10 protein-coding genes are annotated in these 13,005 nt (G+C 55.9%); 3 read left to right on the plus strand and 7 right to left on the minus strand.

Translation table 11 applies throughout. From position 1 onward, the window contains the following. The 5 genes from AC2TEL_RS21450 to AC2TEL_RS21470 form a co-directional block, all read right to left on the minus strand. Positions 1-284 (minus strand): histidine phosphatase family protein (locus tag AC2TEL_RS21450; protein ID WP_480906860.1); only part of this gene is annotated, 284 nt, incomplete at its 3' end. Between the two features lie 2 nt (positions 285-286). Continuing rightward, positions 287-1,360 (minus strand): ABC transporter ATP-binding protein, encoded by a 1,074-nt coding sequence (locus AC2TEL_RS21455; protein WP_480844608.1) that lies wholly within the window; start codon positions 1,358-1,360, stop codon positions 287-289. Continuing rightward, positions 1,357-3,573, minus strand: coding sequence for an ABC transporter permease (locus AC2TEL_RS21460; protein ID WP_480863339.1), 2,217 nt, complete (start codon positions 3,571-3,573; stop codon positions 1,357-1,359). Before AC2TEL_RS21460 ends, AC2TEL_RS21455 begins: the two co-directional genes overlap by 4 nt. After that, complete coding sequence (locus tag AC2TEL_RS21465) at positions 3,574-4,599, minus strand: ABC transporter substrate-binding protein (protein WP_480844610.1); 1,026 nt, start codon at positions 4,597-4,599, stop codon at positions 3,574-3,576. It abuts the gene before it with no gap. 600 nt (positions 4,600-5,199) lie between these two features. Then, positions 5,200-6,111: an alpha/beta hydrolase gene (locus AC2TEL_RS21470; protein WP_480844611.1), complete on the minus strand. Its 912-nt coding sequence runs from the start codon at positions 6,109-6,111 to the stop codon at positions 5,200-5,202. A gap of 105 nt (positions 6,112-6,216) precedes the next feature. Here AC2TEL_RS21470 and AC2TEL_RS21475 point away from each other — a divergent pair, with 105 nt between their 5' ends. Further along, complete coding sequence (locus AC2TEL_RS21475) at positions 6,217-6,783, plus strand: TetR/AcrR family transcriptional regulator (protein ID WP_480844612.1); 567 nt, start codon at positions 6,217-6,219, stop codon at positions 6,781-6,783. A 1,038-nt stretch (positions 6,784-7,821) separates the two neighbouring features. Here the strand turns inward: AC2TEL_RS21475 and AC2TEL_RS21480 are convergent. Further along, positions 7,822-8,250 carry a hypothetical protein gene (locus tag AC2TEL_RS21480; RefSeq protein ID WP_480906863.1) on the minus strand — a complete coding sequence of 143 codons (429 nt, stop codon included), beginning with the start codon at positions 8,248-8,250 and terminating at the stop codon, positions 7,822-7,824. A 123-nt stretch (positions 8,251-8,373) separates the two neighbouring features. On the opposite strand from AC2TEL_RS21480, the gene AC2TEL_RS21485 reads away from it, so the two are divergent. Together AC2TEL_RS21485 and AC2TEL_RS21490 are read left to right on the plus strand one after the other, a co-directional pair. Next, a complete protein-coding gene (locus tag AC2TEL_RS21485; protein WP_480851726.1) occupies positions 8,374-9,120 on the plus strand; it encodes a helix-turn-helix domain-containing protein in 747 nt (248 codons plus the stop codon). A 256-nt stretch (positions 9,121-9,376) separates the two neighbouring features. Further along, the gene (locus AC2TEL_RS21490; RefSeq protein ID WP_480844615.1) at positions 9,377-10,705 is read left to right on the plus strand and encodes an MATE family efflux transporter; all 1,329 of its coding nucleotides are present in this window, start codon (positions 9,377-9,379) and stop codon (positions 10,703-10,705) included. Positions 10,706-11,012: 307 nt separating this feature from the next. Here the strand turns inward: AC2TEL_RS21490 and AC2TEL_RS21495 are convergent, their stop codons facing one another. Continuing rightward, the gene (locus AC2TEL_RS21495) at positions 11,013-12,728 is read right to left on the minus strand and encodes an adenylate/guanylate cyclase domain-containing protein (RefSeq protein WP_480906866.1); all 1,716 of its coding nucleotides are present in this window, start codon (positions 12,726-12,728) and stop codon (positions 11,013-11,015) included. Positions 12,729-13,005 lie beyond the last annotated feature (277 nt).

Raw genomic sequence — 13,005 nt, forward strand, 5'->3', positions numbered from 1 at the left:
GCTTCAAACTGGTGCGGTGGCAGAAAACCGGTGGCACTACGGTCGTTTTCACCCAGCGCCGGGTTTACCTTCACCTCAAGTCCGTGCGGTTTGGCCAGGATCGCAGCTGTCTGTTCTGCCTTGCGCTCGCTGCTGGACCAGATGGCGCTGGCCGAGGCCAGGATCGGCGCATTTGCAAATGATTCGGCCCGTGTGCGGCCCACCTCACTCAGTTCCCAGTTGGTGATCGCGATCTCTGGGTCCACCAGCACTTCAGGGTGCGAAATGACAACGAGTTTCGCCAATATCAACCTTCCGGCAGCAAAACCGGCCCACGGTCTGCAAAGGCCATTTTGACGTGGATGCCCGGTTGCAACGGGTCATCCACGTTGTCCTGCACGGCAAACACCTGTCCGAATGCGCCGGTCAGCGTGTATTCCATGCGCACGCCGACATAGGTTGCCTTGGCGACTCTTGCCGGGATGCCGGTTTCAGATCCGATAAGGATGCGGGAAGGACGCACCGCTAGAGTCGCTGGACCCACGGGCAAATCGCGCGAAAGCAAACTGTGGCGGTGTCCTTCGATTTCTATTGTCGCCTGATCGCCGTCGACTTCGACGATTTTGCAGTCGATCAGGTTCGCTTCACCGATAAAGTCGGCTACGAAGCGGTCGATTGGCGCGTCATAGAGTTGTCGCGGGGTCCCAATCTGGGCGATGGCGGCGTTGCGCATGACGACAATCTCGTCCGAGACGGCCAACGCTTCTTCCTGATCGTGGGTCACGTAGACAACCGTCAGTCCGAGGTCCTGCTGAATAGAGCGGATGTCCTCACGCACTTGTCGGCGCAGTTTAGCATCGAGGTTCGATAGGGGCTCATCAAAGAGTAGAACCTGCGGTTCCAGCACCAGAGCGCGGGCGACGGCGACCCTTTGCTGTTGGCCACCGGACAGCTCGCTTGGCAAGCGGTTGTCAAAGCCTTTGAGGCCCACCAGTTCCAACCCGTTGAGCGCGCGCGATCTGGCCTCTCCCTTGTCAAAGCCGGAGAAGGTGAGCCCGTACATCACGTTTTCTAGCACACTCATATGTGGGAACAGGGCGTAAGACTGGAAAACCATGGAAACGTCGCGATCGGTCGCAGGCAGTTTTGTCACATCTCGGTCGCCAATCACGATCCGGCCTGAGCTCGCCATTTCCAAACCGGCAATCATGCGCAGCGTCGTTGTTTTACCGCAGCCCGACGGCCCCAGCAGCGTCACCAGTTTACCTGCTTCCACGTGCAGGTCGATGTTGTCGACGGCCACAACATCTTTGCCAAACACTTTTGACACCCCTTCGAACCGAACCGGCGCGGCTTTACTAGCAATGTTGGTATCCGTCATGTCGTTCTTTCCGCTCCTATTTGGGTACGCCGTCCGATCTGCACGCGGCCCACGAGGAATTGCAAAAGCCCCACCGCTGCCAGCATCACGAAGATCAGCGTGGTGGAATAGGCGATGGCAAGGCCGTAATCATTGTTCTCGACACGCCCGATGATGTAGCTGGTCGCCATGTCGTACTCGGCCGACACTAGAAAAATGACCGCCGAGATCGCGGTCATAGCGCGGACAAAACTGTAGACGAGCGCAGCCAGAATGGCGGGTTTGAGCAGGGGCAGGATCACGCGTCTAAACGTCTGCCAAGAGTTTGCGCCCAGCGTCAGCGAGGATTCATCAAGCGACTTGTCCAGTTGCGACATGGATGCAATGCCCGCACGCACGCCGACGGGCATGTTGCGGAAAATGAAGCTGACCACGAGGATCACACCGGTGCCTGTGATTTCGATCGGGGGAACGTTGAAAGCCAGGATGTAGCTGACCCCGATGACGGTACCGGGAATGGCGAAGGACAGCATCGTTCCGAATTCGAAGGCGTTCTTTCCGGCGAAATTTTGGCGCGTGAGCAAGTAGGCGGTCACCAGTCCTACAGCTGCCGTCAGTGGAGCCGCTATGGCCGCAATGCTGATGGTGGTCCAGAAACTGTCCCATGCAGCACCCGTCCAGCGGATGCCTTCCTCTTCAAAACGCACTGAGAAGGCGGTGACATAGTGTTTGAAGGTGAGCGTGTTGTTGACGCCCCAAAGCTCAACGACGCTGCCGTAAATGATCATGCCGTACACAACCGCTGTAAACAGCGCCCAGATGGTCGCGATGGCCAGCACGGGTATTGCCAGCCCATTGGGCATCAGCGGATGCACGCCGGCGTCCCCCTTGCCGGAAACGGTGGTGTAGCTTTTCCTACCGAGCCAGGCGCGCTGCGCGTAAAAAGCAGACAGCGTGAAGAAGAGCAGTACCATGGCCAGAACGGCGGCCCGACCCTGATCATATTGCGCGCCGACGATGGCAAAGAAAATCTCGGTCGACAGAACGTCAAAATTACCGCCTAGAACAAGCGGGTTGCCGAAGTCGGCCATGCTTTCGATGAAGCCGAGCAGAAAGGCATTCGCCAGACCGGGTCTCATCAGGGGCAGCGACACCGTTCGGAAGGTTTGCCACCTATTGGCGCGCAGCGTTTGGGCGGCTTCCTCCATCGACGGCGACACGCCTTCGACAACACCAATCAGCACCAGAAATGCGATGGGGGTGAAGGCCAGCGTCTGGGCGATCAGGACACCCGGCATTCCATAGAGCCACCGCGACGGTTGCACGCCAAAAAGATCAGCGAAAAAGACTGTGACCGACCCGGATAAACCGAAGAGTAGGATCAAGGCCAGCCCGATTACGAAGGGGGGCGTGATGATTGGCAAAACCGTCAGCGCGCGCATCCCACGCTTGAACCGAAACCCTGACCTGGTGACCACAAGTGCAAAACAAAGTCCCAGAACCGTGGTGATCAGGCCGACGAGAATGGCCAAAAAGAGGGAGTTCCACGCGGCGCCGCATTTAGCACCCCAAAAACACCCCAATCCCCAGAGACGGTCATCAAAAAATTTTGAGGCAAAAACAGATACCGAATAGGCGCCGTTTTCGGTCACAAAGGCCGAAAACAGCATGTTGGCAATTGGAAAGAACACGAAGGCGGTGACGATTGTAATGACGCCGCCAATTGCGCTGACGACAAACACATCGCCGTTGACTGCACCGCGCGCCGCGATGCCTTGCGTGAGCAGGAACAGGAAGGCCGACGCACAGAGCATCGCTCCATACCCCATGCCGAACTGTCGGATTTTCGGCTCACCAAAGAGGGCCGTGAGCCAGTCGAAGTTGAAGCCGCGAATGCCGATCCCGAAGCCTTGCGCAATCAGCCAGCCAAAGCCCAGTGCACCGGCAAGAATCAGGATCTTAGCGTAGATCGGATCAGATTTAGGTTTCCCCAGCACCAGAATTGGCAATGCCAGCGGGATCAGCAAGGGTGCAAGCCAGAGCTTTTCACCCCGCCCGATCAGAAATAGAGCGGGCGCAAAATCTTCGTCAAACGGATAGCCGTTAAAGAGCCATTCAAATGACCAAAGGCCATCCTCAACCATGTACCATGGCAGCAGGACGTAGCCGGCCCAACCGACAATGATCCAGAAGATCAATACCGGGTGGGTCCTGGTTTTCGCTTTGTTAGTCACTTACTGCGGCAGCACCGAAACGTCTTCGTCCCACTTTTGCAGCAGACGCTTGCGCTCATCAGAGGAGCCATACTTTTTGAAGTCGTAGTCGATCAGCTTGATCTGGCTCATATCCGGGGCGCTTTCAGATGTTTGCGCACCCTTGTTGGACGGGACCTGGAAGGCATTGACTTCAAGTGCGAGGTTCTGCGCTTCGGCACTCAGCGCCCAGTCGTAGAACTTTTTGGCTTCTTCTTCGTTGCGAGCGCCTTCAATGATCGACATCGAACCGATCTCATAACCAGTGCCTTCGCACGGGGCGACAACCTTTACAGGGAAGCCTGACACCGCCTGCTTGACGGCGTCATGCATGAAGACAATGCCGATCGTGTTCTCACCACGCCCCGCGGCCTTGATGGGTGCCGAGCCGGATTTGGTGTACTGGTTGATGTTGGCGTGGAGGCCTTTCATGAATTCAAAGCCCTCGTCCTCGCCAAATATCTGCACCATCGACGCCAGCGTCGTGTAGGCAGTTCCGGACGAATTCGGGTTCGCCATCTGAACGTGCCCTTTATACTCTGGCTTGAGTAGGTCCTTCCAGCAGGCGGGTTCAGGCAGGTTGTTGGCCGCCAAGAGGTCAGAGTTGTAGCCATAGCCCAACGCACCCGAATAGATACCGATGGTCTTGTTGCCGGCACTTTCGGCCTGTGAAATCGCCCAGTCATGCAGCTGGTCACGCATGGGCGAGACATATTCCATAGTCAAACCTTCTTCGGCCGCCTGAAGGTGCGGGTCACCTGTTCCGCCCCACCAAACATCGCCTTTGGGGTTCGAGCTTTCCGCACGGATTTGCGCAAAAGTCTCGCCCGAGGATTTGCGGGTCATGTTCACGTCAATTCCAGTGGCGTCCTCGAAGCTGCGCGCCATCAGCTGGCACCAGTCTTCCTGCGCCGAACAGTAGAATGTCAGCTTGTCGGCTTGCGCAGCACCCATCGAAGCGGTGAATGCGATCAGCGAGCCAGCAAGTGTGTTTGTCAGATTTTTCAAAGTCTTTCCTCCCATATTTGTCCAGCTGCCAGCTTTGAGCCGGGAACCGTCATGTCACCTGTGAGGGCGGCCACGCTAAAGTGTGGCATCTTCTGATTTCCCCAGTCTCTGTCCGGCTTTTCCTCTTTGTGACTATGTAAGTCTGCCCACTCTAACACTTGTTTCGCAAGGAATTTCACAGAGCGGCAAGATCAGTGCGATCCAAACGGAGCGCCTTTGCAAGCAGTATCCTAAGGAAGATTGCAAGTTCATCGATAGCCTTCGAATGCGGGGAGTCTTGATACTTGCGCCAATTGGCGAATGTGTTCTGGGCAATTATGTTGCCTAGCGGCGATACAGATTTTTTTAGCGAAGGTTGAAAAACTAGCGTCCGATTTTGACCCCACTTGTGATGTGTGGGTTCACGCAGCGAGTGCGATCTCATCGCCCTGCATGACCGAGGCAACTTACCCGGCGAACGTCAACAAATGGGGCTCATCGCGGACATCGGATGTTTTGCAGCATCGCGGAAAACCAGGCCTGAGTTAGCGCAGTGGACGGCCCGTTCTAGACATTGACCAGCGGGACTAAATGCTGCGCTGCTACCGGCAAAAGCGGACTCTATCTGCTAGATGCTGTGGACTTCTCGGTCTTGCTATGGGGCACAAATCTATTGAACCATTCGATGGCTTTTTCAGGGTGGTCGCCGAGGTCAGCGTATCCGGCGACTCGGCTCTTTCCGACATCTGTCCAAACCATCTCTTTCTCGACCTGTAAGTTGTCGAAGTAGGACCGCACGTACTCCATGTCGGCCATTGGATCGTTCTTGTTCTGGATCACCATCGTGGGCTTGTTGATGATGTTAACGCGGTCGATGGGCGATTGATCAAAGTCCGGGCCGCCTCGACTCCGACTCTTTCGGATGGCACCCCGGATCATGAAACCCGGGATACGCATTTGCCGGAACCATGCACCGCTGTAGAGTGGTTGTAGGACGACATGGGCTTTGATGTTCGCTACAGTTTCTAACCCATCTTCAACGCCATGGGCCAAGGTTGCAGCGCTCGACGACATGCAGATGTTGAGCATGCCAATGGGTGCGTTCTTGTAATCTGCATGCGACGTTATGAAATGCACAGCGGCCAACACATCTTGATACTCTGCCTGGCCGTCCCACGCATATTTGGAAGGACCAGTTTCACTGGCACCATGATTGCGTAGATCATAGGCCAGAACCGTGTAGCCTTGCTGTGCGAATGCCTGGATGTGCCGTAGAAACGGAACATCCGTTGGCCAGCCCTGCAACATGCGTGGCTTTCCGTCGTTAGTGTATCCCGCGCGCGAGCACATCAAACCAAAATGGTTTTGGATGATTACTTTGCTCTCACCAGGGTTGACCAGCCAGCCGCGCAGCGTCACCCCATCGGCGGTTTCGAACTCTACATCCTCATAGGGAAGATCCCAGTTTGCGGGACTATCAAAGAGCGGCGCACGGGTCTTCGTCGCCAGGTCAGCTAGCATTCCATAGAGCATCGTGTCGGTCCTTTTGCACGGTCACCCCTATCAAAGTGTCGGAATGACAGAATCTGTACATGTGTCAATATTGACAGGTTGTCTGTACTTGTCAATATGTCATCCATGACGGATCGCGACCAAAACATCCTGCAAGCCGCGCTGCGGGCCTTCACACGTTTTGGCGTGAAGCGCACAAGCATGGCCGATATCGCCAGAGAAGCGGGGATTTCCCGCCAAACGCTCTATAAGTCCTTTCGTAGCAAAGACGATGTGCTGCGCACCCATCTCCGCCTGTATACAACGAAGGTGGCTGAACAGATGGAGTCAGCTTTGGCCAATACTGAGGGGCTGGAACAGCAGTTGGATGTGGTCTTTCAAGTGATGACAGTTGCGAGCTTTGACCTCGTGCACGCCACTCCTAGCGGGCAAGAAATCGAAGAGGAGTTCGAAGATGGATCACTCGAAGAACTAGAGGCCGCAGCGCAACGCTATCAGTCAGTGATAAAAGGCATTCTCAAGCCATTCGAAAATGCACTCAAAGACAGTGGAACATCATCCAAGGATCTCGCGGAGTTTGTGCAGCGATCAGCCCGCGCCGCCAAAGGCTACGCGAGGGACCGCGAACACCTCTTGCAACAGCTCGACACACTTAAGCAGCTATGCTTGAGGGCCGCGAACGCCTCAACCTGACAAAGAGAAGCGTCTCGCCTCACCCACCTACGGCCCAAACCTGCTCACACTGATTAGTAATTTTGCTGCGCTTGCAGCCCGCACAGCTGCCGTTCGCTGCGAACGCAAAGTTTGAGAAATGTCAAATGCCGCCGCTGTCACCACTGGTTGAAAATAGAACAATACGTTGGTTTTTTCCCAACGCTTGCGAGCTGGCTATCCGGCGGAATTCGACCAATACATGTGTGGGATGTTGAATTGAGACCACTCGTCTGGTAACTGGACGAACCGGAAACCCTGATACAAGAGATCAGATATGCTGAATTGTCAGACCTCAATGCTTCGCGCGGTAGGCGCAGTAGCCCGTTAAAGCGGTCTGACAGGTTTCCGATCTGAAGGCCGCCTCGTGAGCGGCCTTTTTGTGTTTTCCTCATGTGGCGGCTTTCCATCAATTCATGGAGAGAACAATGCCAAGCTTATCACTTTACATACCAATCAGCCGGTCGCGTGGCCTCTTTCTGCGGCTAGCGGCTGTCTTCGCGAGGCGACCCGGTGTGGAACGGCCGATTCTGCACAAAAGATCCGAGTTGCCGGCTCACCTGAGGAAGGACGTTGGCCTTCCGCCGGAGGTTGAACACCCACCTCCTTCGCATTATCGGTTCCCTTTTTAAGGAACCGACCAAGCAAGGGCATTAAGCTGCCCTTGCTCTTAACAATCGTTCCGTGTCCTGAGTGATGCGTATCCTCCTTCCGCGCGATAAACGAACCCTGCGGCTTGCAGTTTCTTTAGACGATTGTTCAAGGTCGCCGGAGAGATCGTTTCGCACTCGTCCTGCAACCTGCAAAGACCAAGGTCGGCTGGTCCGAAGAAAAGCCAGCCAAACTGGAATAGGAAATTCTGTCCATATTCGACCAACTCAAACCAAGTGCGAAAACAGCAGCGCCCTTGAGAACACCAGCATTTCCGATGCAAAAACTGCCGTTGAAGTCGCCTCGATCATTGAAGGTTTTCTGAAATAGCCAGGCCTTCCTTTCAAACCCAGTGAATTCCATTTCACCTCAGGATGTTGCGTGTTTGCTTGCTGTGCCGGGACGGCAAGACAACAGGATCAGGACCAAAAAGGACAGGTTTAGTACGACGTTGAAGGGCGCCCCTACCAGAATGGAGCCTGAACTGTCGGCGCAAAACCAGGACCATACCGTAATCTGAGCGGTCTTGGTCGCGGCTGCCGCCGATACCGGAGCAACATAGGTTCCCAGCGCCCACTGCATTCCTCCCAAGCCAACCGTCAGGCCACCGGTAATCACCAGTAATAAAGGTGACGGAACCATCAGTTCCGCGGGAACATCGTGAATTGGCCAATACGCGATCTGCAGAAAGATATGTGCAACGGGATGAAGAAACTGAAACGCGGCCAGAGCAAAGAGCACCCCGGTTACAACAAGAACTCCGCCTGAAATTCGCATTGCTGACTGTTGTTGGGTCATGACCTTCTCCTTTAGGTATATGCTCTTCATGCGACTTGCGGCGGGTGCAAATCAATTACCTCTGAGGTAAGTGAATTCTGTTAGGACCCTTGCTAAACTCAGGTCATGACTCCTTATCCAAGCATGCTGAAAGACTGGCGAAAACGACGCAGGATGAGCCAGTTGGACCTTGCGGTCGAGGCTGAGGTCAGCGCGCGCCATATCTCCTTTCTTGAAACCGGGCGGTCCCGGCCCAGCCCAGACATGATCCTTCATCTGTCCGAGGTCATGAACCTTCCGGTCGAAACCCGAAATCAGATGATGCGCGCCGAAGGCTTCGCGCCGCGTTTTGCGGCGACGCCGATTGATGACGCGGCGATGTCACCCATCCGGGATGCGGTCGAATGGACACTTCAGCAGCATGACCCTTACCCAGGAATGGTTCTGGACCGGCTCTGGAATGTTGTAATGCTCAACAGCGGAGCACAAAGGCTGTTCAAGCCACTGGGGATCGGCGAGGGGCAAAGCCTGCTGGAGCTGCTGGCCAGTCCGCTGATGCCTGAGCTTGTTGAAAACTGGTCCGAGGTCGCGCATCACACGATGTTAAGGCTGCGCGCTGAAAGCGCCAACGCAGGAGGCATACCCGCGCTGGACGCCGCGGCGCGCGCTTTGTCGCAACAGGGGCACGCCCGCAGCGATGCGGTCATCGGGCCGACAATTTCTACGATCTACCGCTTTGGTGGTCAGCGGCTTTCCCTGTTTGGAACCATTGCGCAATTCAGCACAGTCACGGACGTCACGCTGGACGATTTGAAGATTGAGCTGTTTTTTCCGGCCGACGACCAAAGTGCCAAATTTCTGCGTGACCTTGCCCTCGTGGCTGCTAATTAGATGATGGTTTGACCAGAGCCTCACCGCGCCCCGGTGAAATCCGCTCACTCCTGACCTCTCTAGGACTCGGCAAGCAGCCCTGCAAAAGCGATCTGGACGCCGAACAATTCTTCCCCTAGAACCTTACTTGTTATCTTGTCCCTAAATGGACCAATTTCATGGTGTTCCCGTCGCAGGGCTGAACAGCCCCTCTTCATTCTGAGCCTAAAGCTCCTTACCGCGACTTTGTCGCCGGACCTTGTCCGGCAGGTGACCCATGACAGACCAAATCCTGATTTCGCAGGCACCCACCCGCGCCGAATTCACGCCGTTGATCCGGTTGGCCGTTCCGCTGATGGTTGGGCTGGCCGCAGCGCTATTGATCGGCGTCGTAGATACGGCGATGATTTCTCCGCTCGGAACGGTCCCGCTGGCGGCGGCCGGTGTGACCACGGCTGTTCTGATCATCCTGATTTCCGCTCTTTGGGGCGTGATCACCGCTATTTCCGTACAGATCAGCCAAGCCGAGGGCGCACGCGATGCCGTGCGGGTTGCTCTGGCGTTGCGCAGCGGGCTGTTGCTATGTCTTCTGGGCGGCGGCGGCGCGGCACTGGTGATGATGGCGCTCTATCCGTTGCTGGGGCCTTTGGGACAACCCAAAGAGGTTCTGGCGATCCTGCTGCCGTACTGGATGTCGATGGCGATCTGGATCGTACCTTTTACACTTTTTTTCGGCCTGAAAGCACTGTTCGACGCCGTTGGGCGGCCCTGGACAGCCGTGGCGCTGTCTTATCTGGGCGTCCTGTTCAACGTACCCGCAAACTATGCCTTCATTCACATCCTTGATCTTGGAATTCTGGGCGCTGGTCTGGCCAGCATACTCTCACAATGTACGTCGCTGGTTGCCGGGATTTACGTGTTGATACGCGCGCCTAGGCTGGCCGCCTTTCGCCAGCGGGTGACCGTTGCCTGGGCGGATGTCTGGTCACAGGCCAAAGACGCCCTCCCGCTCTGTCTTGGCTATGCGGGTGAAGGCGGAGCTTACGCCGTAGTGGGCCTGATGATGGGCTGGTTGGGGGCCGAGGCGCTGGCCGCCCATCAGATCGTCAACGCGCTTGCGGGGCTGGCCTATATGATCCCGCTTGGCATGGCGGGTGCTGCCTCGATCCGTGTGGGCCTTGCAGTCGGTGCAGGAAGTCAAGAAAGGCTAAGACCGATCCTGATGGCGTCCTTTGTGATGGTCACGCTCTGGCAGGCGGTTGCCGCCATCGTCTTCATTACTGCTGGCCGGATGATCGCGGAAACCATGTCGGATGACCCGGCCGTCGTTGACCTCGCGGTCACGTTGTTTTTTATCGTGGCACTGCTGCAGGTTGCGGATGGCGTTCAGGGCACCGCGCTGGGTGCGCTACGGGGAATGTCAGACATGAACCTGCCGACGATAATTACCCTGACGGCCTATTGGCCACTTGCTTTGCCGGCCAGCTATGCGCTGGGGTTCCTTTTTGATCTCGGAGCCGTCGGCGTCTGGATCGGTTATACTCTGGGTTTGGTTGCGGCGGCGATTGCCCTGCCCCTGCGGTTCTGGGCACTGACACGGACCTGAGTTTTTGGGGCAGATCGATTAGGGGAACCTAACCGCGAGCCACTTTGCAGTGGAGTGATATGACTGACCAGATCATTGGGCTGCGACATCTTGGGCCTTAGGCGTGATAGGAGAGATCCGGTTCGAATCCCGACATCGCGGCCCATAAGAGACATTCACCACCCACCTAAATTTCTGCGGTCGCAGCCCGCATAGCCGCCGTTGGCTGCACCCGCTCGATTTCGATAGTGGCCAAGGTCTCAAGTGCGGACAAAACAGACGTTCACACAGTTCGACGACCCTCGCTATGAAGCATGCCATCCGGGCATCAGTTTTCCTGCAAGCCAGCTTCGACCAGCCCACTCGTAAAGCGATCCCAGTGTGCCGATTTCTGAAAGGGCCATCGCCTTAGAGCGCCAACACTGATATTTGGACATAGGTCGATCAGTCTTTGAGCCGACCTGGCGGCAGCGTCACCTTGCCCGGCGTGCGCATAGGCAGAGGTCAGAACAAGCAGTATTCTTGGAACATCGCGCTGTCGGTGGTCGGCGCGATTTGCCCATTTGATGGCTGCCGCGTAGTCTTCGCGAACGAAATTGCCGAGCGCAATGTCCTCCATAAACCAGAAGTTGCCTGGAAAACGTGCATCGGTTTCAACCGCCCTGGTGCTGTATTCGATCCCAGCTTCCGGCTCACCCAAAAAGCACTTGGCTTCGCCCAACAGACCCAATGCCAATGTATAACTTGGATTGAGTTCCAGGCAACGTTCGGCTTCGAGCATGGCAGCTGATGCATCATGCTCATAGTGTAGATGGAGCCTGCCTTGAACCATATGGGCAAAGTCCGAAAGCTCGTTGAGCTCCAACGAGCGACGGATATACGCCATGCCAGTTGCTGCGTCCGCAGGTGCGATCGGACCATAGCCACAGAACACTTCCAACAGTGCGCGGCTGACGGCAGCTATTGCCAGCGCCATGGCATTGTCGGGTTCGCGCTCGATAACGATCGAGATCAGCTTCCATGATTCTTCGTAATTGACACGCCGTGGCTGAAAAAGAATATGCCCAGCCTGGCTCATCAATTCCTGGTTGCTCTGTTCTTCAATTGGGCGTTGTTTCAATTTTTGCGCTTCTCGTCCGTAGACTTCGTACCGCAACGAGTTGCTGATGCGCATGACCAGTTCGTCCATCGCCTCGAATATGTTTTCAAGGTTTCCGTCGAAGCGCCCGGACCAGAACTTGTCCTTCTTGGCCTGATCCTGGAGATGAACCGTTGCGCGAAAGCGCTTCCCTGATTCTTGAACGCTTCCCGTGGCCACATAGTTCGCATTTTCTTCATTGGTGACCAGCGAGATACCAGTCAGTTTGGCGAGGGCTCCCGACACCTCGTTATCAATGGTTGCGGCCAGGTTCGCGGTTTCATCGGCACCGCCAACCGGTTCGAGAGGCATTACTGCCAAATTGGGCTTCCTCTCCGCTTTGCCGTCACTTTCGTCAGACGCTCCCGTTCTTGCTGGCAAGATCACATTCTGGTCCGGGTGCCAGTGCAAAACGTGTACAGGCTGGACGATATTCTTGACGCTATGTTCGCCACCGTCTTGAAAACAGACATCGATCTTTTTAGCAATTTCCGCACCGACCTTTTCGGCGATACACACACCACCAGGTACCGCGATTCCTTCCAATCGCGCTGCAATATTTACGCCATCGCCGTAAATGTCGTCTCCCTCGACGATGATATCGCCCAAGTTGATACCGACCCGGTAGGTGATGCGGCGCTCTTCCGGAACACCGGACTCTCTTTTGGCCATGGTGCGCTGGATGGTGATCGCGCATTGCACTGCCTCCACCACGGACGGGAACTCGACGAGCAGCCCGTCGCCCATCTCCTTGACAATGCGGCCGTGGAACTTCTCAAAGGTTGGGTTGATGAGTTCCTGGCGATGAGCCTTCTGGCGTTCAAACGTGCCGACCTCATCGGCTTCCATGAGCCGCGAGTAGCCAACCATGTCGGCGGCGAATATCGCACTGAGGCGACGTTCCATAGGATCATTCTTCCCCAAATTGGGAGATTACCAGATGGACGCAACCAGGCAAGGATTTCCGCTTCGGGCTCGAGAACGGTCATCTGACATATTCAGTAGGACATTGACGCGGTTCTACCGGCCCCAAAGCCTGTTGTGCGGACCAAACCGACATTCATACTGCCTTCGGTCAGCGTCTGGCAAAAACTTACAGCCAACTGAATTCAATAGGACAGCCGTGCAAATTACTTTTCAACTAAACCCGAAAAATAGGCCACGACCGGCGGTGCCTTCGAGT

Source organism: Ruegeria sp. HKCCD9138 (assembly GCF_057220975.1).